The following is a 22,351-nucleotide window of genomic DNA, read 5'->3' as shown; positions in this document are numbered from 1 at the left end:
CGGGCGTAAAATTAAGAAAGTTCATCTCAAAAATCATGTCCGAGGCTGAAATACCAGACGGTATCGGAAAATCTCAGCGTGGAAGCCTCCGTGTCCTTCTCCTCGTGGAGGAACGCGAACGCTTTCGATACGATCAGCCGGGCCGGTCCGACCGGAGTATCCCATACCAGTCCGGTGCCGATGCCGTGTATGAGCCGTGCGAGCGACATGTCGCTTCGCTGCCGCCAGGCATTGCCGGTATTGTAGCAGAGCAGGAACGACGCGGGGAAGATCACCTCGAATGGAGGCGTGTAGCTGAACTGCACACCCGCCACGGCCATATTGCTGCCGATAAGATCGTTCTCTTTCAGGCCGACGAACCTTCGGCTGTAGCTGTTTCCAGGGCCGCCGAGAAAGAACTGCTCGGAAAGGGGCAGGTAGCTGCTGCTTATGCCTGCGGCAGCCGAGAGCTGCAGCGTGGTATGTTTTCCGAGGGGTATGTTCTCCTCGTGCAGTCCGGTAACCTGCCAGAACAGGGCGTTGTTGTCCAGCACCGCGGGAGTCGCCGAGTAGCTCAGATGGGTATGGCGGCCCGAAGTGGGGATCTGTGCGCTGTTGCGCGAGTCGATGGTCAGGGACGTTCCCACCGAGAAGAGGTTTCTGTTATCGGTGGCGAGCGCGGGCTGTTCCGGCCCGGTTTCGTGGTACGACTGCGCATTCTGCAGGGTGGCGTCCAGCGACAGCCGTCCGTTTTTTCTGATTCTCGTTCCGAATGCACCCGTTATGCCGTATCGCTGAATGCCGTAGGTGGAGACGTTTTCGTAGGAGTAGCCGCTGAACTCTTTTGAAAAGTGCAGCTCCCTTGTATCGAATTCACGCTGGTCGAAAAAGAGTTTCGAGAAAAGGGTGAAATGTGTCGAGCCGATCCGGGGTATGGTGTACTCGATGTTGGCCACGGTGTTGTTCTGTCCGGCCTTGAACCATCCTCCGAGCGAACCGGTGGTTCCTCCGAGATTCTCGTTCCGGAAGTCGAGCAGGAACTGGGCGTTGCTGGTTTCGTCGTAACGCACCCCAAGCCTGAGCACCGATGAGGGTTTTTCCATAAGCGAGAAGGTCAGGGTTCTTTCACGGCTGTCCTCCAGAAACGAAGACTTTTCGGCAGCCACCGAAACCCGGTTGAAAATGCCGGTTTCATAGAGGTTTCCTGTTGATTCTTCCGCTTTTTCGAGCTGTATGGCTTTTGCAGTGTCAATCTTGATCTCCCTTCTGATCGGAGTCAGGCCGGTTACATTCCTGTTCTGGACGATTTCGATGTTTTTCACCTTGCCCGACGACATGCCGATGAAGAGGGTTCCTTCTGAAACGGAGATGCTTTCCGGTTCCACCAGGCTGTATCCCCGGCTTCGGTAGAGGCGGACCAGATCTTCAATGGCCGCCGTTCCGGCGCTGTTGGTATACAGGCTGTTGATGATCGGTCTGAAGCAGCTTTCGATCTCTCCCGAAGGGAGCCGTTCCTCAGGGCCGCCCGACACCACCACACTTCCTATCCGGGGAAGCGGAGAAAGATGGAATACCACGGTTTTTCCTGCGGAGTCGAAGGTGGCGTATACCGAGGTGAACAGGTCGGTTTCAAGCAGTTCCCGGAGAGTTCTCGACAGCGACTGTCCGTTGCGGACGATTCCTGCCACGATTCCGCTGTGCTCCGGACTCATGGGCCTGCCGGTGTCGATCCTGAACGATTTCGAGAAGCCGCCGATCCGGGTATCCCGTTTCGGAGCGGTTTCGATTCCCCTGCGGATCGTTCCGGCCAGCACCTTTCCCTTGGCGTAACCGGTTCGGACAAGTTCCGAGATATCGGAAAAATCGGTGGCGCTGTGCTGGCTCAGATCCGGTGCGATGACGATATCGGCCTTTTCGAGTTGCGCCGGGTACTGCAGTCCTGTCAGAATGGTTATGGCCTGGTCGGCGGCTTTCCACGGCATATCAAGGTCGCCGCTTTTGGAATACATGCTGCCGTGCGTATCGACGGCTATTTTATACGCTGCGTTGAAATAGTCGAGTTCATCGACAGGCAGGTTGGCAACAAGCCCTCCGTCCACAAGCCTGTATCCGTCGCGTTCAACCGGTTCGAAAAGTACCGGTACCGTGCTGCTTGCCCTCATGGCTTCCGAAAGCGACCCGGAGGCCAGTGAAATGCGTTTTCCCGAAAGCAGATCGGTGGAGACGGCCCTGAACTGAACGGGAAGGGTGCTGAAATCCTGCCAGCCGTGATAGATCGCGTTGAGCACCAGCAGGTCGAGCGTTCCGGTGAGTGCCTGCGCGGAGCTCAGCGATTTCGGCACCAGCAGTTTCAGCTTCTCGAACCGGATCGCAATGGTCGCCCGGTCGCGTATTCTTTGCTGCTCAAGAAAGGAGCCCGAGCGCGGCGACTCTTCCCTGATGGCCAGAATGGACTGCCAGGGAAGGGTGGAGGCAATCTCTTCGAGCTCTGCCGGGCTGTAGCCGCAGCTGTAGAGGCCTCCGATAATGGCTCCCATGCTGGTTCCCGCAATGTAATCGACCGGAACGCCCTCCTCGTCGAGAGCCTTGAGTATGCCGATCTGGGCTATGCCGTTTGCCCCGCCGCCTGAAAAGGCTATGCCTACGGTTTTGCGCGCCGGCCTCATGAACGGCATGACGGCGTAGCGCCTGAAAGGCATGGCGAGCGTGTCAGGGTAGACTACGGAGGCCGGAGCCGCTGCAAGCGGGGCATGCTGGAGTATCAGCTGCATGAGTCCCGCCAGCATCATCACTGCTGTCCTGCGTGCTCCCCTGAAGAGCGATGGTCTGTTCTTCCTGTTCATTGCGCGGTTTCCGGTCACTCTTTCCGGGTTATTTTTGAGTTCTGCCGGTGACTTCATATCTTAAGGTCTAATGTATAACCTTTAGTACTAATTAAGAAAGATGGTCTGGTTCAAACGGGTAAAGCCTTCGATACGCACAACCGACAAACTCGACATGCCGGAGGGACTCTGGTGGAAGTGCGAGGATTGCGGCGCGATGATTCATAAAAAACAGCTCGAAGACCACGTCTACACCTGTTCGGAATGCGGCTACCATTTCAGGATTTCTCCCTATCGCTATTTTTCCATTCTGTTCGATAACGAGAATTACCAGGAGTTCGGCGACAGCCTCCGCTCTGCCGATCCGCTTGGTTTTGCCGATACCAAGAAATATACCGACAGGGTTCATGACATCATTGAAAAGACCGGCAAGACCGAAGCGTGCCGGAACGCCTGGGGGGATTCAGGAGGAAAGCCTCTTGTGGTATCGGCCATGGACTTCGGATTCATCGGCGGTTCGATGGGCTCCGTTGTGGGCGAGAAGATCGCCCGCGCCGTCGACAGGGCAATCGAGCTGCAGGCGCCGCTTCTGGTGATTTCACAATCGGGAGGAGCCCGCATGATGGAGGGGGCCTTCAGTCTCATGCAGATGGCCAAGACCGCCGCGCGCCTCACCCTGCTCGGAGAGAAAAAACTGCCATATATTTCGCTGATGACCGACCCCACCATGGGGGGCATTACCGCATCCTTCGCCATGCTCGGCGATATCAACCTGAGCGAGCCCAAGGCGCTGATCGGCTTTGCCGGACCGAGGGTCATCAGGGACACCATCAAAAGGGATCTGCCCGAAGGCTTTCAGCGTGCGGAGTTTCTTCTTGAACACGGTTTCATCGACGCCATAGTTCACCGCAAGGAGCTGAAAAATCACATCGTGCGTCTTTCAGGCATGCTCTCCGGCTGAGGGCTCCGGCCCGGTCCATCCCAGTGCGCCGGCCGTGACGGGAAACTGGGCGCAGAATATGGCCCGGATCTCTTCGGCGATATCCCGGTGCTCTTTCTGCGTGCTGATGTCTGTGCGCACCTCGATGTAGTGGATCCAGCTTCGCACCGAACCCTTCATATAGAGTTTCGTCCTGGTGCCCAGCGGCAGCAGCACTCTTGCGCACTCCTTGGCGATGCCCTTTTCAAGGGCATCGTTGTACATCTCCATCGATATGCGGGAAATGTTCTCCTGCGCCTCATCGAACCAGACCGCAATCCCCTCGTCGAGGTCGTCCAGCGAGTTCTGCCGGTTTTTGCTGTCCTGCCTGCGCGGCCGGTACTTCTCGACGGACTGCGCCCTGGCGTAACGCTGGCTGAACTCCTGAAACTGGAAACTCCTGTGGCGAAGAATCTGTGGCGCGATGGCTCTGGAGGTGACGATTTCGACGGTCATGTCCGCCATCTCGAAAATGCTCCAGTGCCTGTTGGCGATACAGTAAGCCAGCAGTTTTCCGAAGTCGAGGTTTTCCTGATTGGGGCTCGAAACCCTTGCGCAGTAAGCCATGAGCCCTTCCGCGGTGAGGGGACGGTCTTCAATGGCGAAACACGGAGTGGTTACCGAAATGAGACGGACCTGCATAGTCAGCTGTGGTTTGGTTCAAGAGGCCTGAAATATAAGCATACGATGAGGTTTATCCTGCAGTGAGCGGTTTGTTTTATCGTCTTCTTTTTTACTTATTGGAACCGGAACGATTGCATTGTTGTTAGCTCTATGTATTTTACGTGTTTCTTTTACACCCACTCAACCCATCGATCCAGTTATGGCAAATATCAATTTCGGATTTGACCACCATGCCCGCAAACTCTACTCGGGCGCTATAGAAGAGGGTATTCAGAATACGCTTGTTCCCATGGTCATCGAAACCTCCGGCAGGGGAGAGCGTGCATTCGATATTTTTTCGCGCCTTCTGCGCGAGCGGATCATCTTTCTCGGCAGCGGCATAGACGAACATGTGGCCGGCCTTGTCATGGCCCAGCTGATCTTTCTTGAATCCGAAGATCCTGAACGGGATATCTATATCTACATCAACTCGCCCGGCGGCAGTGTTTCAGCCGGTCTTGGCATTTACGACACCATGCAGTACATCCGGCCCGATATCGCCACGGTCTGTGTAGGCATGGCGGCAAGCATGGGCGCTTTTCTCCTTGCCAGCGGCACCAAAGGCAAACGCGCCTCGCTTCCCCATTCGCGCATCATGATCCACCAGCCTTCCGGCGGCGCTCAGGGGCAGGAGACCGACATCATCATCCAGGCACGTGAGATAGAGAAGATTCGCAAGCTGCTTGAAGAGCTTCTGGCCAAACATACCGGTCGGGACGTCCAGCAGATCAGGGAGGATTCCGAGCGAGATCGCTGGATGAACGCAGCCGAAGCGCTTGAGTACGGTATTATCGACCAGGTTTTCGAGAAGCGTCCGGCACCTGAAAAGGCCGATTGAGAAGTCATATTCCGTAATTCCCACAGTTGTAACCGACGTCGCCATGAGTGAAGAGAGAACGCCGTTCAATCTCGAAAAAACCTATAATCATCAGGAGGTCGAAGACCGCTGGAGAAGCGCCCATTGGGAGGCTCTCGGCAGTTTTCATGCCGAAAGCGGCCGTGTGCTTTCGGAAGGCCGCACTCCCTACAGCGTGCTGATGCCGCCACCGAACGTAACCGGAAGCCTCACGCTCGGCCATGTACTCAACCACACCCTGCAGGATATTTTCATTCGCTACAGCCGCATGCGGGGAAAGGAGGCTCTCTGGCTTCCCGGAACCGATCATGCAGGCATCGCGACCCAGACGGTCGTTGAAAAGAAGCTGAAAAAAGAGGGAGTGACCCGCCATGATCTCGGGCGCAAGGCATTTCTCGACCAGGTGTGGGAGTGGCGCGAGGAGTACGGAGGGCTTATTCTCCGCCAGCTCCGCCGGCTCGGTATCTCCTGCGACTGGCGGCGGAATCTTTTCACCATGGACGAGCGGGCTTCGGAAGCAGTCATCAACGCCTTCATAGCCCTCTACCGCGATGGACTGATCTACCGTGGAACGCGTATCATCAACTGGTGTCCGGTTTCGCAGACCGCCCTGTCCGATGAAGAGGTGATCATGAAGCCCCGGCGCGACAAACTTGTTTACGTCCGCTACCCGCTGGTCAACCGTCCGGGCCGGTATATCACCATCGCGACGGTCAGGCCCGAAACCATTCTTGCCGACGTGGCCATCGCCGTCAATCCGGCCGATCCCCGCTACCGCGATCTTGTCGGGGAACTTGCGGCGGTTCCGGTGGCAGGACGCCACATACCGGTTATCGCCGATGACTATGTCGATATCGAGTTCGGAACCGGCGCCCTGAAAATCACTCCCGCACACGATCCAAACGACTACGCGGTTGCCCGTCGCCACAATCTTCCGGTCATCTCCGTTGTCGGCCGCGACGGGAAAATGACCGACGAATACGGTTACGGAGGCATGGACCGTTTCGACGCCCGCGAGAAAATTCTGCTCGATCTGGAGGAGCTTGGCAATCTCGAACGGGTAGAGGAGTACGAACACAATGTCGGCTATTCCGAACGTGCCGACGTGGTTGTCGAGCCCTATCTTTCCGAACAGTGGTTCGTTCGCATGCAGCCGCTGGCCGGGCCGGCCCTGCAGGTGGTCAACGACAGCGAAATCCGTTTCCATCCGCCGCACTGGGTCAACACGTACCGCCACTGGATGGAGAACATCCAGGACTGGTGCATTTCGCGGCAGCTCTGGTGGGGACATCGCATTCCCGCATGGTACGATTCCGAGGGTCGTGTATGGGTCGCTTCGTCGTACGAGGAGGCCTGTCATCTTGCCGGAACCGACAAGCTGGTCCAGGACGAGGATGTGCTCGATACCTGGTTCTCGTCGTGGCTGTGGCCGCTCACCACGCTTGGCTGGACAGGGCCGAACAGCGACAACGACGATCTCAGGGCATTCTATCCCACCGATACGCTGGTTACCGGCCCCGATATCATCTTTTTCTGGGTGGCGCGCATGATCATGGCCGGCCTCTACTTCAAGGGCGGGGTGCCGTTCCGCGACGTCTACTTTACCAGCATCATCAGGGACATGAAAGGGCGCAAGCTTTCCAAGTCGCTCGGCAATTCTCCCGATCCACTCAAGGTGATCGACACCTACGGTACCGACGCCCTGCGTTTCACCATCATCTACATCGCGCCTCTCGGCCAGGACGTGCTGTTCGGCGAAGAGAAGTGCGAGCTTGGCAGGAACTTCGCAACCAAACTCTGGAACGCTTCCAGACTGGTTTTCATGCAGCGCGAAAAGTATTTCGAATCCCCCGAGGAGTTCGAGGCTGCCTACAGCATGTTCGTTCCCGACCGGAACGACTTCACCTTTGCCGAAGAGCATCTGCTCATGGCCAGATATCATGCCATGATCGAACGCTACCACACGGCATTCGGCCAGTTCCGGGTGAACGACATCGTCAGGAATCTCTACGACTTTTTCTGGGGCGATTACTGCGACTGGTATCTCGAGGCCCTCAAGACAAGCCTTTCCGCATCGTCTGACATCGATGCGGCCCGCAGGGCCGTGCTGCTTTCCGTGCATGTGCTGGAGGGCACCCTCAAGGCGCTGCATCCGGTCATGCCATTCATCACCGACGAGATATGGCACTGTATCGTCAGGCGACCTCACGGCCTTACCGTCGCGCTCTCTCCGATGCCCGAGGCCTCGGCTGACTGGACGGGCATTGACGCGGCCATCCATGCGCTTCCCCGCGCGGTCATCTCCGAGGTGCGGAGCCTTCGCTCGCTTTTCGCCGTGCCCGCTTCCGGTATGGCGCCCCTTACCCTCAAACCTGCCGGCGAGGCTGCCTGCAGGGTGCTTTCGGAAAATACGCACATTATCGCCGCCGCCACCAGGTGCTCCGTAACGGTATCTCCGGACGCTGTCCGTCCGTCTCATGCCGCCTCCTCGGTGGTTGAAGGCAATGAACTTTTTGTGCAGCTCGAGGGTTTGATTTCCTTCGAAAAAGAACGGGCGCGCCTGCAGAAAGAGATAGGCAGTATTTCATCCTATGTGGCCTCGCTGAAAAAGAAGCTTTCCAACGAGGGATTCGTGGCAAACGCGCCTGAAGATGTTATCGAAAAAGAGCGTTCGAAACTTTCCGAAGCCCAGGGCAACCTTGAAAAACTTTCCGGAAACCTCGATGTGCTTGCAGGTTGAGGCTTTTCAGGCGCCGGGAACGCACCGGGTCGTCCGGTTTCCGGAGAGCGCCGGATGTTACGGCATTTAAAACGGATTTTTTCATTTTGTCCTGAAATGATATTTTACCGGTTCAGGTTAATCCGAACCATAAGGTCAGGAGACATACCTGTGAGTTCTAGAAGGAGTTTATTAGACAATGAGGCAGTTGAAAATCAGCAAGCAAATTACCAACAGGGAGAGCCTTTCGCTCGACCGCTATCTGCAGGAGATCGGCAAGTACGATCTTCTCACCGCCGATGACGAGGTCAAACTGACCATGGCTATCAAGGAAGGCTACGACATGCCGGTTGATACCGTTGAGTACAAGCGCGCCAAGCGTGCGCTCGACAAGCTCATCAAAGGCAATCTGCGTTTTGTGGTTTCCGTTGCGAAGCAGTACCAGAATCAGGGACTGACGCTCGGCGATCTCATCAACGAAGGCAACCTCGGTCTCATCAAGGCGGCAAAGCGCTTTGACGAAACCAGAGGGTTCAAGTTCATCTCCTACGCAGTCTGGTGGATTCGCCAGTCCATTCTCCAGGCTCTGGCTGAACAGTCGCGAATTGTACGTCTGCCGCTCAACCGGGTCGGCACGCTCAACAAGATCAGCAAGGCATACAGTCAGCTCGAACAGGAGTTCGAGCGCGATCCCAATACTCGGGAGCTGGCCAACCTGCTCGATATGGACTCGCAGGACGTCGCCGACACCCTGAAAATCGCCGGACGTCATGTATCGGTTGACGCTCCGTTCGCCCAGGGAGACGACAACCGCCTGCTCGACGTGCTGCAGAACGACGGGCACCTGCCCGATCACGGCCTGAACCGCGACTCTCTCACCCTTGAGGTCGAGCGTTCGCTCTCGGTGCTCGCGCCGCGCGAAGCCGATGTCATCCGCTCCTACTTCGGTATCGGCATGGACAACCCGCTTACCCTCGAAGAGATCGGCGAGAAGTTCAAGCTGACCCGTGAACGGGTGCGCCAGATCAAGGAAAAAGCCATCAGAAGGCTTCGCCAGTCGGCCTACAGCAAGATTCTCAAGGAGTATATCGGCAGCTGAAAAGTCTGCGTCAGGCTTTTGCTTCCCTGTTTTCTGCCGTCGTTCCGGCTACTCTGACGAGTCTTGCCGCCGCTCCCTCCCGAACTCCCGTACGTTCAGCGGCACTGCCGTTGCGTACGGCGATTTCCACGGTTCCGAAACTTCCACCGTAAGCCAGCAGCTCTCCCTCCCGTTTGTCGCCGTAGGTTTCCATGACCGAAAGCGGCGGGATTCCTTCGGTCTCTATCCGCCACTCACGGGGGTTCGCGCAGAGGCTTGTGTCGATGGTGGTGACAAGGTTGCCGAAACGGTCGGCGAAGAGGATATGGCCCGCTATCGAACCGTCACTCTGAACCCGGCACCCCTTGGCGGGCAGCCTCACGCACGACGACGGGGCGACCGGTTCGCCAAGCCTCCCGAATGGAAACCCTCCGGCCAGATGTGCAGCCGCAGGTGAAAAGAGATCCCGCCCGTGAAAGGTTGCGCTCTGTCGGGGAAGCATGATGTCCTGATTGGTGATGCTTACGCACCCGCTGAGGCCGTTCATGTCGAGCACCGGGGTCAACAGGCCGTTGTCCGGGCCGAGAAAGGTATGGTGACCGGTTCTGAGGGCAAGTGGTTTTCTCGATGTCCCCACCCCCGGATCGACCACACAGACCACGATCGAACGCTGCGGAAGAAACGGCAGGGCTCGCTCGAGAAAAAAAGCCCCCAGCTCGATATGCTGCGGAGCGATGGCATGGGTGAGATCGACGATGCGGGCGTGCGGGCAGATCGAAAGGATCACCCCCTTCATCTGTCCCACATAGGTGTCATCGACGCCGAAATCGGTCATCAGCACCACCACCGGGTCGGGGTTTCCTTCTCCGCCCTTCACTTTTCCGCCTTCCGGTAGAGGAACAGGCCCGCCCCGAGAAAAAGCAGCAGCGGCAGCCACGCGGCTACCCACGGCTCGATCATGGCGTTGTACCCCATGGTCGCAACCGTTCTCTGCATGCCGAGAAAGAGAAAACCTATAAAGAGCGCCAGCGCTATTTCTGCAGCAAGTCCGCTGCGTTTTCTCACTGCCGAGAGCGGTACGCCGATCAGAATGACGACGATCGATGCGAGCGGCACGGCCAGCTTCGCGTGCAGTTTTACCCTCGCACGCTCCAGATTGGGGAAGCCGGCCTGCATTTTTTCCCTTATGTACCGATAGTGCTGCACGAGGTTCATCTCTTCGGGGAGCACGTTCAGTTCCTTCAGGGACTCGGCTGTCAGGGCAAGATCGAGGGTGTCGCGTACCGATCTGAATACGACTTCGCCGGGAGCTGCGCCGAATGTTCGGATGGTTGCTTTCGGCATGATCCACTTTTTTGACCTGCCGTCGAATACCATCACAGGGCCGTCGGTTCTCGATCGGAGATGCGGCCCGTCGAAATCCTCGATGGTGACGTTCATGGCTCTGGACCCTGCGGGGTCGAACGAGCCGATGGTTACCACCCGGTTGTCCGGTTCGAGGATGTGGATGTTGGCGCCCTCGTGCAGACCTGGCCTGGTTTCGTTGAGCGCTTCGCGCTGATAGGCGATTTTCGCCGAAGCTGCGACCGGTTCGAAAAGCGAGGCATTACAGATATTGACAACTGCAATGATGACGCCTCCGAGCAGAAACGGGCGCATCAGCTGGTTCAGGCTTATGCCCGAGGAGCGGATTGCGGCAAGTTCACTCTGTGCTGAAAGCCGGCCTGCCGTGAGAATCGAGGCAAGCAGGGTCGATACCGGCGCGGTCACCTGAAAGGTTGCCGGCAGGGAGAGCAGATAGTACCAGGCTATGCCCGCCGCTCCCACCCTGCGGTCGAAAAACCCGTCGAGGTTCTCCACCATGTCGATCAGGGTGAAGAGCGCGGCGAAAGTGATGGATGCAAAGAGAAAGGAGAAGGCGAACTGCCTGAATATATAGCGGTCCAGGAGTTTCATGGGTATTTTTCTCTCCTTTGCATGCCTGGGGCATCCGTTTTCGTGATCGTTTTCTCTGGTTGTTCTTAGTATCCGAAAAGTTCTTCCAGCTTCAGTTCCCGGACCTCTCCGTATTTGCGGAGCGTCTGCATGTCGAGCCTTGCTGTATCCCCGAGCACCAGCATAACATGGTTCCTGTTGCCGAAATGTTTCCGGTGAAAGGCCTGGACGTCTTTGAGCCCCATGCCGGGCACCCTGTCGAAAACCTCCTTTCTGATGTCCTCACCGAGGCCGAGCCGTCTGGCGTCTTCGTAATTGAAAAGCACCTCGGTTCTCGTCAGCCGTTCGGAGGCTATTTTCTGCATAATACCGTTTTTTGCCGAAGCGAACAGTTCCGGAGATTCCGGCAGCTCCAGCATCAGGCTTCTGATTCCTTCGAGCGCTTCGGGCAGCTTGTCGGCCTGCGTGCCGATATAGCTGAAGATGTAGTTATGCCGGTCGCGCAGTTTCGGGGTCCGGTAGACCGACAACACCGAGTAGGCCAGCGCCTTTGCTTCGCGAAGCTCCTGGAAAACCACCGACGACATGCCGCCGCCGTAATATTCGTTGAAGAGCGTGATCATCGGAAGCATCGACGCATCGAACAGGTCGTCCCTGGAGAGCATGATCACTTCGGCCTGGGTCATGTCGTAATCGACGACATAGACCAGGTTGTTTTTCTGTTCGAGCTCCGGGTAGATGCTTGCCGCAGGCGGTTCAGAGAGCTTTTCCGGGTAGCGTCGCACGGTATGGAGTTCACCGAGCAGGTTCTCGGCGCTGGCCGGTCCGTAATAGAGTACGCGGTGGCGATACTGCAGCAGCTTGCCGATCTCCTCAAGCAGCTCCCCGGAGGAGACGCTTTCGAGTTCAGCGTTGGAAAGCACATTGTTAAAGGGCGAGGATGGGCCGTACTTGCCATAGTTCGACATGGCTTCGAACAGGATTTTCCTTTTCGAGAGCTTGTCGTCCGCACGCTCCTTCATGGTGCCGGCCTTGAGCTTTTTCAGAGCCGCCTCGTCGGGTTCGGCATCGGTCAGAAGCTGTTCGAGCAGGCGTATGGAGGCCGGAAAGTTCTTCTGCAGTCCCGAAAGCTTCAGGTAGACGTAGTCCTCCGAGGTGAAGGCCGAGAAGCTGGCTCCGTTCCGGTAGAGCTCCTGGCTGAACTGCGCCGGCGTCAGGGAGGATGTTCCCAGATAGGAGAGGTAGTCGAGCGCAAGGTCAATTTTCCGGCTGTGGTTTTTGCCGATATCGAACACGTAGTAGATCGAGAACAGATCGTTTTCCCTGTTCTGCAGGTAGTGCAGGCCGATATCGGGGGTTACGGCGTAAAACCCGATATCCTTCCGGTAATCGAGAAAGGAGGGTTCGATCTTCTCGGAGGGTTTGGCAAGGATCTCGCCGGCGAACGTCGAGGAGCTGTCGCGGTTGACCTTGATCGGCGTGATCGGCGGCTTCTGGATTTTCGGGCTGCTTTTTTCGGTGCCGTGCTCCTTGAAGATCGCCACGTAGTTCGAGCCGTAATGTTCCTTTGCGAAAGCCACCAGATCCGCCTTGGTGATCTTCTCGAGGCGTTCGGTCTGCTGCACGTACTCCTTCCACTCCATGCCCCACACGAAAGCGTCCACATAGGCCTCCACCCGTCCCCGGTTGCTCTCGTACATTTTGAGCTGCTCGATCTTCAGGTCGTTGATCGCCGCTTCGAGCAGCCAGTCGGGGAAGTTTCCCTCCTTGAGCTGCCGGAGCTGTTCGAGCAGCAGGTCACGCACCTCCTCCAGGCTCTGCCCTTCGCGCGGCTTGGCGCTCAGGAGGTGCGCAGAGTAGTCCTTCATCAGCACCAGCATCGAACCCGCGTCGAGCGTTTTCTGCTGCTGGTTGAGGTTCAGGTCTATCAGTCCGGCAGTCTGGTTGTAGAGTATCTTGTCGATCAGCGTGAGGTAGTCTGCATCCCTGGTATTGACGCCGCTGAAACGGAAACCGATAACCAGTTCTTCGGCTTCCGGCCCCTTCACTCTCTTGACGACCGGCTTTTTCAGCGGCTCCTCGACGGCGGGAGTGAAGGGAGGTATCTCCTTTGGCTGCAGTACCGAGAATTTACGGTCGATCATCCTGATGGTTTCCTCCGGATCGAAATCTCCGGACAGACAGAGCGCCATGTTGTTCGGCACGTAGTAGGAACGGTAATAGTTGATCACATTCCTGATCGAGGGATTCTTCAGGTGTTCCGCCTTGCCGATGGTGGTCTGGGTGCCGTAGGTGTGACGGCTGAACAGCCCCGAAAAAAGGTTCTCCCATATTTTCCGGCTGTCGCTGTCCATGGTCATGTTTTTCTCTTCATAAACGGTTTCCAGTTCCGTGTGGAAGAGTCTCATGACCGGATTGCGGAATCGTTCCGCCTCTATCGAGAGCCACTGGTCGAGCTTGTTGGAGGGAATGTCGTTGATATAGACGGTCTGTTCGACCCAGGTGTATGCGTTGGTGCCCTGTGCGCCGATAGAGTTCAGCAGCTTGTCGTACTCGTTCGGCACCGTGTACTGCGCGGCAGCGTTCGAGAGACTGTCGATATCACGGTAGATCGCCGCCCGCCTGTCGGGATCGGTCGTCGAACGGTACTCTTCGTAGAGCGAGATGATTTTTTCCAGTTCAGCATGCTCTTTCTCGTAATTGAGCGATCCGATGGAGTCGGTGCCCTTGAAGAGCATGTGCTCGAGATAGTGGGCAAGCCCGGTGGTTTCGGCCGGATCGTTCTTGCTTCCGGCCCGAACGGCAATTGATGTATATATTCTCGGCTCGTCGCGGTAGGGACTCATGAAAACGGTGAGCCCGTTGCCGAGCGTGTAGATGCGGGTATGGAGGGAGTCGCCTGGAATCGTGGTATAGGGGTAGGTTTTGACTTCATTCATCATTGGACTGCAGGATGATAGTAGATGCAAAAGAAGGAAAACGGCAACTCCCGCCGGGATAGGGCGCTTTCCCTGTGTTGAATATGGAAAAACAGTCATCGCAAAAAACATAATAATGGGATTTCCGGCGAACTATTGCAACTGCCCGGGGATAACTGATGAAAAAATACCGCTCCGCCGGTTCCAGGCGAATCCTTTCTCTGGGTTGCAGAACGAACAGGCGGCATTAATAGTTCTTTCTGCTGCAGTTACCAGAAACCATCAAGAGCGGGGAATTTTCACGCAATGTACGGCATAACAGGAAACGCGTACCGGCTTGTCAGCCCGTACGCACCGAAAGGCGATCAGCCAAAAGCCATTGAACAGCTCGTCGAGGGGGTGCAGCGGGGAGACCGGTGGCAGACGCTGCTCGGCGTGACCGGTTCGGGCAAAACCTTCACCATTTCGAACGTCATCGCCCAGGCCGGCAAGCCGGTGCTGGTGATGAGCCACAACAAGACGCTTGCCGCGCAGCTCTACGGTGAACTCCGGCAGTTTTTTCCAGACAACGCCGTCGAATACTTCATCAGCTATTACGACTTCTATCAGCCGGAAGCCTACCTTCCCTCGCTCGACAAGTACATAGCCAAGGATCTCCGCATCAACGACGAAATCGAGCGTCTCCGGCTCAAGGCGACCAGTTCGCTGCTCAGTGGACGCCGCGACGTTATTGTTGTGAGCTCGGTAAGCTGCATTTACGGCCTCGGCTCTCCTGAAGAGTGGAAGGCCCAGATCCTCGAACTGCGGCCCGGAATGGAAAAAGACCGCGACCAGTTTCTCCAGGAGCTCATCTCCCTGCACTATGTCAGGGACGACATCGCTACAGGGCCAGGAAAGTTCAGGGTGCGCGGCGATATCATCGATCTGGTGCCCGCCCACGAAGAGCTTGCCATACGGGTCGAATTTTTCGGACCGGAGATCGAAAGCCTCCAGACCTTCGACATGCAGAGCGGTGAGGTACTGGGAAAGGACGACTATGCCTTCATCTACCCAGCGCGCCAGTTCGTGGCGGGGGAGGAGCAGATGCGCCGCTCCATGCTGGCCATCGAGAACGAACTGGCAGGCAGGCTCAATGAGCTTCGCGCCGACAACCGCCTTATCGAGGCGCGTCGCCTCGAAGAGCGCACCCGCTACGATCTCGAAATGATGAAGGAGCTGGGGTATTGCTCGGGCATCGAAAACTACTCCCGCCACCTGTCGGGAAGGGCGCCCGGCGAGCGTCCCCACTGCCTGCTCGACTATTTTCCCGAAGACTATCTGGTCGTGGTCGACGAATCGCACGTCACGCTGCCGCAGATCAGGGGCATGTACGGCGGCGACCGCTCGCGCAAGACCATTCTTGTCGAACACGGCTTTCGTCTTCCTTCCGCGCTCGACAACCGTCCGCTCCGTTTCGAGGAGTACTCCCGGCTGGTGCCGCAGGTGATCTGCGTAAGCGCCACCCCCGGCGACCTCGAGCTGGAGTTTTCAGGAGGGGTTATCGTCGAGCAGCTTGTCCGCCCGACAGGTCTGCTCGACCCCCCGGTGGAGGTACGGCCTGTGAAGGGGCAGATCGACAATCTGCTCGAAGAGATCCGCCGCCACACCGAAAAAGGGTTCAAGGTGCTGGTCATGACGCTTACCAAGCGCATGGCTGAAGATCTCGACGGCTATTTCCGCAAGGCGGCCATCCGCTCCCGCTACCTGCACTCGGAGATCAAGAGCCTTGAGCGCATCCAGATTCTCCGGGAGCTCAGAACCGGTGACATCGATGTACTGGTTGGCGTCAACCTGCTCCGTGAGGGTCTCGATCTTCCCGAAGTGTCGCTTGTGGCCATCCTCGATGCCGACAAGGAGGGGTTTCTTCGCAATACCCGATCGCTCATGCAGATCGCCGGACGGGCAGCCCGCAATCTCGAAGGGTTTGTAGTGCTCTATGCCGATGTCATAACCCGCTCCATCCGGGAGGTGCTCGATGAAACCGCACGACGCCGGGCCATACAGCAGCGCCACAACGAGGAGCATGGCATCGAGCCGCAATCGATCGTCAAGTCGATGGAGCAGGTGCTCAACACCACCAGTGTCGCCGATTCCGAGGAGCGTTACCGCCGCAAGCGTTTCGGGCTCGAACCCAAGCCGGAGAGGCTGCTCAGTTCCCTTGTCGACACGCTTTCGGTCGACGAATGTTATGCCATGGCCTCCGAACTCCGTCTTGAAATGCAGGAGGCCGCCGAGCATATGGAGTACGAAAAAGCCGCGTATCTGCGCGATGAGATATCGAAATTCGAGCAGCGTGCAAGGGAAACCCTGAAGGGAGAGTAGCGGTTTTTCTTGCCGCGGCGCTTTGTTATCGGAAAATAAAATCATATAAGAATAATACGGGGAGAGGTTCTCCACAGGCTGCCCGGAATGGCGACAGGAATAGTCGCCATTCCGGGCGGGATGTTTACCGTTTAAAGCCGTTTTCAGGGAGCACAGGGTTCTATGCTGGCACAGATAGATAAAAAGCATTACGCGAAACTGCACGAAATTCTCCAGCTTTGCCGAAGCAATCTCAAGCAATGCGATGAGTCGCTGGTTCAGCGTGCGTTCTTCATGTCCTACCGGGCGCACGAAGGTGAAAAACGCGCTTCCGGAGAGCCCTACTTCTACCATCCGGTCGAAGTGGCCACCATCATGCTCGAAGAGCTGCCTCTCGACGACGTCTCCGTAGCTGCGGCGCTGCTCCACGACGTGCTCGAAGACAGCGGCTACACGTACGACGATCTGGCCGCCGAACTCGGCGTCGAGGTTGCCGACATCGTCGAAGGGCTTACCAAGATATCCGGCATCACGATCAATCGCGAAACAACCCAGGCCGAAGGGTTCCGCAAGATGCTGCTCTCGATGGTCAAGGATATCAGGGTGATCCTCATCAAGTTCTGCGACCGTCTCCACAACATGCGAACGCTCGAATCGCTGCCCGAGCATCGCCGCCTGAAGATCGCCCTTGAAACGAGGGACATCTACGCTCCTCTGGCGCACCGTTTCGGTCTCGGCAAGATGAAGGTCGAGTTCGAAAACCTCGCCCTGAAATACATCGACCCCGAGATGTACGATTTTCTGCAGCAGAAGGTGCGTCTGAGCCGTGCCGAGCGCATCAACTACCTCAACCGCATGATCGGTCCCATCAAGGACGATCTCGAAAAACAGGGCTTCCGCATCGAGGTCGAGGGCAGGGCCAAACACCTGTTCTCCATCTACAACAAGATGCGCAACAAGAACAAGAACTTCGAGGACATCCACGATCTCTACGGCATCAGGGTCATTGTCGATACCGAACGGGTGGCCGACTGTTTCGCGGTCTACGGCTTCATCACCCAGAAGTATCCGCCCATACCGCAGCACTTCAAGGACTACATCTCCATTCCCAAGCACAACGGCTACCAGTCACTGCACTCGGCCATCATCGGTCCCAAGGGGTATGTGGTGGAGCTGCAGATCCGAACCAAGCGCATGCACGAATTCGCCGAACTCGGCGTCGCCGCGCACTGGCGCTACAAGGAGAAGATATCCAGGGACGACGCCACGATCGACTCCTTCCTGAAATGGGCCAGGGAGCTCATCAAGGACGCCGACAGCGCAGCCTCGTTCATGGAGGGGTTCAAGCTCAATCTCTATCACGACGAGATCTACGTCTTCACCCCCAAGGGCGACATGAAAACCATGCCGGCCGACGCTACGCCCATCGATTTCGCCTACGCCATCCACTCCGAAATCGGCAACGGCTGCATCGGGGCGAAGGTGAACGGCAAGATCGTGCGACTCAACGCACAGCTCAAGTCGGGCGATCGGGTGGAGGTCATCACCTCGAAAAACCAGAAGCCCAAGGCCGACTGGCTCAAGTTCGTCGTTACCCACCGCGCCCGCCTCAAAATCCGCTCGGCCATCAACGAGGAGCGCCGTCTGCAGATCGAAAAAGGCCGCAGCATGTGGGACAAACTGCTTTCCGGCGGCAAAAAGCTCTTTTCCGAGAACGATATCATCCGCCACGCCAAAAAGTACGGCATCAAGACTCCGGCCGACTTTTTCAGCGCGCTGGCCAGCCAGCAGATCAACGGTGAGGAGATTTTCGAGCGCGTCAGCAACGCCCGCAAGGAGCCGGCCGAGTCGACGGCAAAACAGCCGGCCAGCCAGGCCATGCAGGTCGAAACCTTCCTTGAGCAGGCCCGGCACGACCAGGATGCCCCCGTATCGAAGAAGGACGATGTCATCATAGCGGGAATGAGTAACATCGCCTACGCCTATGCGAAATGCTGCCAGCCGGTTCCCGGCGACGACGTCATCGGTTTCGTCACGGCCGAAGGCGTGGTGAAAATCCACAGGAAGAACTGTCTGAACGTCAGCAACGAAAATTTCCTGAAGAGCGAGCGGATCGTTTCGGTCTCGTGGAACAGGAAGGTTGAAACCGACTTCCTTGCAGGTATAAAAATCGTCGGTGAGGACCGGATCGGCATCACCAACCAGATCACCACCGTTATCTCCAAATTCGATACCAATATCCGGAGCATCTCCCTGCACGCTCGCGACGGCATGTTCGTCGGCACGCTCATGGTCTATGTCCGAAATATCGAAAAACTCGGCACCCTCATGGAGAAACTCAAAAAAGTTCAGGGTATCTTCACCGTAGAGCGTCTCATCAGCTGAGGACGGGCGGGGGAACTTTATGCCGCCGGACGCGCATTCAAAAACAGGAAACCTATCACCACCACCAGACCATGTCCATCAACCAGAACCTGAACGCCATGAAACCGATTCTGTCAAGACTCTTCGCTTTTATTCTGCTGCTCGGTTCGCTGTCCGGCTGCGGCTACAACTCCATCCAGCAGAACGACGAGGCCGTCAACAAGGCCTGGGGCGACCTTGAATCGCAGCTCCAGCGCAGGGCCGACCTCGTCCCAAACCTGGTAGCCACCGTAAAGGGCGCGGCGAACTTCGAAAAGGAGACCCTTACCGCGGTAATTGAAGCCAGGGCGAAGGCTACCGCTGTGCAGCTTACTCCCGAAATGCTCAGCGATCCCGAAGCCATGAACAAGTTCCAGAGTGCGCAGGGATCACTTTCATCGAGCCTTTCGCGTCTTCTGGTAGCCGTCGAGCGCTATCCCGAACTCAAGGCCAACCAGAATTTCAGGGATCTGCAGAACCAGCTTGAAGGCACGGAAAACAGGATCAGCGTTGCCCGTCAGCGGTACAATGCGACAGTGGAAACCTTTAATTTCTCGATCCGGCAGTTTCCCAACTCCATGACCAACAGCCTGCTGCTCAAGCTGAAGGCCAAGGAGTACTTCAAGGCTGATGCAGCCGCGAAGGCAGTGCCGGAAGTGAAGTTCTGACGGGTGACGCCATTCATGCAAAAACAGTTCAGGGCGCTTTTCTTTTTCTGCTGCCTCCTGGCGCAGTTTATGCCTTTTTCAGCTGTGGCGGCACCCGACGTTCCTTCGCTTGTCAGCCGGGTGAACGATGGTGCGGGAATGATCTCGCCGCAGGCGGAGGCGGCTCTGGAAGCGAAACTCGCCGATCTGGAAAAGAACGAATCAACGCAGGTCGTCATTCTTACGGTTCCCTCTCTCGAGGGGGAACCGATCGAGGATTTCTCCATCAGGGTGGCTGAAGCCTGGAAAATCGGCCAGAAAGGGGTTGACAACGGTGTGCTGTTTCTGGTTTCGCGCGACGACCGCAAGGTGCGCATCGAGGTGGGTTACGGCCTCGAGGGCCGCCTGACCGATCTGCTCGCAGGCCGGATCGTCCAGAACGAGGTGACTCCCGCTTTCAGGGCCGGTCAGTTCGACGCCGGTTTTCAGAGGGGCGTTGACGCCATTCTGCTCGCTGTGCGAGGAGAGTACAAGGCGGCTCCGGCAAAAGAAAAGGGCGGATCTCCCTCTGTTGCCCTCATTCTGCTCATCATCCTCTTCATCTACTTTTTCAGCCGGATTTCACGGGGTAGCCGGGGAGGAGGCCCGATGATTTTCGGAGGCGGTCCGGGCGGAGGCTTTTATGGCGGAGGCGGGGGCTTCGGCGATGGCGGAGGAGGAGGCTTCAGCGGAGGAGGGGGCGGCTTCGGAGGGGGCGGTGCGTCGGGCGACTGGTAGGAAAAACAATATGCGGCCATAAAGGGAACAGCCATGAAAGATCCGGTCAACAGATTCCTTAACGAACAGGACAAACAGGTCATCGAGGAACGTATACGGGCGGCGGAGCGGACCACCTCCGGCGAAATCGTCGTCAAGGTCGTTACCTCCAGCGACAGCTATGCTGCTGCGGCAACGCTCGGCAGTTCCATGCTTTCCCTGCTCGGTGCGCTGCTCTTCATGCTCGCCAGCGGCAACCGCGACATGTGGACCTTTCTCGGTATTTTTGCAGCCTTCTTTATCGTGCTCCACGAGCTGTTCAGGCGGGTTCCTGCCTTCAAACGCCCCTTTGTTTCCTCCTCCGACATGCAGGAAGAGGTTGCGGAGGCGGCTGCTGGCGCGTTTTTCCGCAGGGGAATCTACAATACCCGAAATCGCACCGGTATTCTTATCTACATCTCCGTTTTCGAACACCGGGTGCGCGTCATCGCCGACCAGGGCATCAGTTCCAGGGTCGAGCCGCAGCTCTGGCAGGAGATAGTCGATACCATCATTACGGGAATCCGCCGCAAAGAGCAGGGCAGGGCGATAGCCGGTGCCGTCGACCGTTGCGGGGAGATTCTTGCCAGCCACTTCCCGCTGCAATCCGGTGACCGGAACGAACTTTCTGACGCCGTCGTCATGGGACGGGCGGACCGTCCGTGAAGAATCTCTGCAAGCGCGACCGCAAAGAGCTGCTCGATCATGCCCGGCTCCTTGCCGGCGAAGGCCGCAGGCCGAAGTATGTCTGCACCCTCTGCGGCAGGGCTTCCCGGGAGCGCGGCGATCTCTGCAAGCCCCTGAAAATCCGGAGAAAAAACCGGCGTAAACACAAATGAATCACGACCCGCTGTCCCCCGACACCGCCTGTCCGTTTCCTGCAGACGCATTTCGCTCAATGTACGTTCTTACCCTCCTGATGCGTATATTCCAGTTGCGAAAGAGGGGCATGGACTCCGGATATCCGAAAAAACGGAAGCGTATCGGGGAAAATGCTTTGAACTTCCCTGTAAAATGCTTTTTTACAGTCAATTGCCATTCACGTTAATACTATTCGGTATCAGGTGGTTATGAAAAAAACAGCACTTTACTCCTGGCACGAGCAGGCCGGAGCGAAAATTATCGATTTCGGCGGTTATCTCATGCCGGTACAGTACAGCGGCATCATCGCCGAACACAAGGCGGTACGTGAAGCCGCTGGTCTGTTCGATGTATCCCATATGGGGAATTTCTCCATCACGGGCGCCCGTGCAGGGGAGTTTCTGCAGTACCTCACCACCAATGATCTGTCGAAGGTATCCGACGGCGAGGCGCAGTACAACCTCATGCTCTACACCGACGGAGGCATCGTGGACGACCTCATCATCTACCGCATCGGTGCCGAAAACTTTTTTCTGATCGTCAACGCCGGCAACGCGGAGAAAGACTACGCATGGATCGAAGAGCACATCGGCGCTTTCGAGGGCGTCAGGCTCGAAGACCTTACCGGCACCCTCTCCCTCATCGCCCTGCAGGGGCCCCGTTCGTGGCAGGTGCTCAGGAAGGTGTTTAAGGGTCACGACCTCGCCTTGCTCCACTCCTTCCAGTTCCGGAAGATTTCCTGGAACGGCAGCGAGATCATGGTTGCTCGTACCGGCTACACCGGCGAACAGGGTGTGGAGATCTGCCTGCCCAATGAAGCCGCACAGGCCCTCTGGTCGGCGCTGATGGCGGCAGGGGAGGAGTTTGGCATCATGCCGGTCGGGCTCGGCGCGCGTGACACCCTCCGGCTCGAAATGGGTTACTCCCTTTATGGTCATGAGATCGACAGTACCGTCAATCCCCTCGAAGCCCGTCTCAAATGGGTGGTCAAGCCTGCCAAAGGTCCTTTCATCGGCAGGGAGGCCTGCCTGCAGGTGGAGCTCGCACCGCGCCGCTCGGTAACCGGATTCAGTATCGACGGGCGGGCGCTTGCGCGTCAGCATTTCAGGATTTTCAACTCCGACCGGCAGGAGATCGGCACGGTGTGCAGCGGCACGCTGTCTCCAACACTGCAGGAACCCATAGGTACCTGCTCCATTCTCAAGGAGTACAGCCGGCCGGGAACCCATATTTTCGTTGAAATCCGCGGGACACTCCATCCGGGAGTCGTCAGGCCGCTTCCCTTTGTGCAGCGTCCGGCGCTTTAAACGAATACACAGGAATCATGTTCAGGGAGAAAGATCGGCGTGGCATTGA

General features: G+C 57.2%; 16 protein-coding genes. 11 read left to right on the top strand and 5 right to left on the bottom strand.

Translation table 11 applies throughout. The features are described from left to right. Positions 1-26: 26 nt before the first annotated feature. On the bottom strand, positions 27-2,822 hold the full coding sequence (locus WBP50_RS00675; RefSeq protein ID WP_423931129.1) for a BamA/TamA family outer membrane protein: 2,796 nt from the start codon (positions 2,820-2,822) through the stop codon (positions 27-29). A 100-nt stretch (positions 2,823-2,922) separates the two neighbouring features. On the opposite strand from WBP50_RS00675, the gene accD reads away from it, so the two are divergent. Then, a complete protein-coding gene (accD, locus tag WBP50_RS00670) occupies positions 2,923-3,762 on the top strand; it encodes an acetyl-CoA carboxylase, carboxyltransferase subunit beta (RefSeq protein ID WP_423931128.1) in 840 nt (279 codons plus the stop codon). Here accD and thyX read toward each other — a convergent pair. Further along, a complete protein-coding gene (gene thyX / locus WBP50_RS00665; RefSeq protein ID WP_423931127.1) occupies positions 3,742-4,422 on the bottom strand; it encodes an FAD-dependent thymidylate synthase in 681 nt (226 codons plus the stop codon). The two genes, accD and thyX, sit on opposite strands and share 21 nt — an antisense overlap. 181 nt (positions 4,423-4,603) lie before the next feature. On the opposite strand from thyX, the gene clpP reads away from it, so the two are divergent. From clpP to WBP50_RS00650, 3 genes are all read left to right on the top strand, one after another. Beyond that, entirely contained in the window at positions 4,604-5,281 is a 678-nt protein-coding gene (clpP, locus tag WBP50_RS00660) for an ATP-dependent Clp endopeptidase proteolytic subunit ClpP (protein WP_423931126.1), read from the top strand. 43 nt (positions 5,282-5,324) lie between these two features. Further along, positions 5,325-8,039, top strand: coding sequence for a valine--tRNA ligase (locus tag WBP50_RS00655; protein ID WP_423931125.1), 2,715 nt, complete (start codon positions 5,325-5,327; stop codon positions 8,037-8,039). A 178-nt stretch (positions 8,040-8,217) separates the two neighbouring features. After that, positions 8,218-9,117 carry a sigma-70 family RNA polymerase sigma factor gene (locus WBP50_RS00650; protein ID WP_292003402.1) on the top strand — a complete coding sequence of 300 codons (900 nt, stop codon included), beginning with the start codon at positions 8,218-8,220 and terminating at the stop codon, positions 9,115-9,117. Between the two features lie 10 nt (positions 9,118-9,127). On the opposite strand, the gene WBP50_RS00645 is transcribed toward WBP50_RS00650, so the two are convergent. From WBP50_RS00645 to WBP50_RS00635, 3 genes are all read right to left on the bottom strand, one after another. Continuing rightward, entirely contained in the window at positions 9,128-9,973 is an 846-nt protein-coding gene (locus WBP50_RS00645; protein ID WP_423931124.1) for an SAM hydrolase/SAM-dependent halogenase family protein, read from the bottom strand. Next, entirely contained in the window at positions 9,970-11,052 is a 1,083-nt protein-coding gene (locus tag WBP50_RS00640) for an LptF/LptG family permease (protein ID WP_423931123.1), read from the bottom strand. The genes WBP50_RS00645 and WBP50_RS00640 overlap by 4 nt, the downstream gene beginning before the upstream one ends. Positions 11,053-11,117: 65 nt before the next feature. Further along, on the bottom strand, positions 11,118-13,970 hold the full coding sequence (locus WBP50_RS00635) for a M16 family metallopeptidase (RefSeq protein WP_423931153.1): 2,853 nt from the start codon (positions 13,968-13,970) through the stop codon (positions 11,118-11,120). A gap of 285 nt (positions 13,971-14,255) precedes the next feature. On the opposite strand from WBP50_RS00635, the gene uvrB reads away from it, so the two are divergent. From uvrB to gcvT, 7 genes are all read left to right on the top strand, one after another. Next, complete coding sequence (gene uvrB, locus WBP50_RS00630) at positions 14,256-16,310, top strand: excinuclease ABC subunit UvrB (protein WP_423931122.1); 2,055 nt, start codon at positions 14,256-14,258, stop codon at positions 16,308-16,310. 162 nt (positions 16,311-16,472) lie between these two features. Further along, positions 16,473-18,674, top strand: a complete 2,202-nt coding sequence (locus tag WBP50_RS00625) for a RelA/SpoT family protein (RefSeq protein WP_423931121.1) — start codon at positions 16,473-16,475, stop codon at positions 18,672-18,674. Positions 18,675-18,772: 98 nt separating this feature from the next. Next, positions 18,773-19,360, top strand: a complete 588-nt coding sequence (locus WBP50_RS00620) for a LemA family protein (protein ID WP_423931152.1) — start codon at positions 18,773-18,775, stop codon at positions 19,358-19,360. A gap of 15 nt (positions 19,361-19,375) precedes the next feature. Then, on the top strand, positions 19,376-20,116 hold the full coding sequence (locus WBP50_RS00615; RefSeq protein WP_423931120.1) for a TPM domain-containing protein: 741 nt from the start codon (positions 19,376-19,378) through the stop codon (positions 20,114-20,116). Positions 20,117-20,149: 33 nt separating this feature from the next. Then, positions 20,150-20,800, top strand: coding sequence for a TPM domain-containing protein (locus tag WBP50_RS00610; protein ID WP_423931119.1), 651 nt, complete (start codon positions 20,150-20,152; stop codon positions 20,798-20,800). Further along, entirely contained in the window at positions 20,797-20,973 is a 177-nt protein-coding gene (locus tag WBP50_RS00605; protein ID WP_423931118.1) for a hypothetical protein, read from the top strand. The genes WBP50_RS00610 and WBP50_RS00605 overlap by 4 nt, the downstream gene beginning before the upstream one ends. 231 nt (positions 20,974-21,204) lie before the next feature. Further along, on the top strand, positions 21,205-22,302 hold the full coding sequence (gene gcvT, locus WBP50_RS00600) for a glycine cleavage system aminomethyltransferase GcvT (protein ID WP_423931117.1): 1,098 nt from the start codon (positions 21,205-21,207) through the stop codon (positions 22,300-22,302). The last annotated feature ends 49 nt before the right edge of the window (positions 22,303-22,351 follow it).

It is taken from the genome of Chlorobium sp. (genome assembly GCF_049593655.1).
Taxonomy (GTDB): domain Bacteria; phylum Bacteroidota; class Chlorobiia; order Chlorobiales; family Chlorobiaceae; genus Chlorobium.
Note: the sequence above shows the minus strand (reverse complement) of the source record. Positions and strands in the feature narration are given on the sequence as shown.

Coding starts and splice junctions, on each gene's coding strand:
- WBP50_RS00675 (WP_423931129.1), bottom strand. CDS start 2,822: ATGAACAGGAAGAACAGACCATCGCTCTTCAGGGGAGCACGCAGGACA.
- accD (WP_423931128.1), top strand. CDS start 2,923: ATGGTCTGGTTCAAACGGGTAAAGCCTTCGATACGCACAACCGACAAA.
- thyX (WP_423931127.1), bottom strand. CDS start 4,422: ATGCAGGTCCGTCTCATTTCGGTAACCACTCCGTGTTTCGCCATTGAA.
- clpP (WP_423931126.1), top strand. CDS start 4,604: ATGGCAAATATCAATTTCGGATTTGACCACCATGCCCGCAAACTCTAC.
- WBP50_RS00655 (WP_423931125.1), top strand. CDS start 5,325: ATGAGTGAAGAGAGAACGCCGTTCAATCTCGAAAAAACCTATAATCAT.
- WBP50_RS00650 (WP_292003402.1), top strand. CDS start 8,218: ATGAGGCAGTTGAAAATCAGCAAGCAAATTACCAACAGGGAGAGCCTT.
- WBP50_RS00640 (WP_423931123.1), bottom strand. CDS start 11,052: ATGAAACTCCTGGACCGCTATATATTCAGGCAGTTCGCCTTCTCCTTT.
- WBP50_RS00635 (WP_423931153.1), bottom strand. CDS start 13,970: ATGAATGAAGTCAAAACCTACCCCTATACCACGATTCCAGGCGACTCC.
- uvrB (WP_423931122.1), top strand. CDS start 14,256: ATGTACGGCATAACAGGAAACGCGTACCGGCTTGTCAGCCCGTACGCA.
- WBP50_RS00625 (WP_423931121.1), top strand. CDS start 16,473: ATGCTGGCACAGATAGATAAAAAGCATTACGCGAAACTGCACGAAATT.
- WBP50_RS00620 (WP_423931152.1), top strand. CDS start 18,773: ATGAAACCGATTCTGTCAAGACTCTTCGCTTTTATTCTGCTGCTCGGT.
- WBP50_RS00615 (WP_423931120.1), top strand. CDS start 19,376: ATGCAAAAACAGTTCAGGGCGCTTTTCTTTTTCTGCTGCCTCCTGGCG.
- WBP50_RS00610 (WP_423931119.1), top strand. CDS start 20,150: ATGAAAGATCCGGTCAACAGATTCCTTAACGAACAGGACAAACAGGTC.
- gcvT (WP_423931117.1), top strand. CDS start 21,205: ATGAAAAAAACAGCACTTTACTCCTGGCACGAGCAGGCCGGAGCGAAA.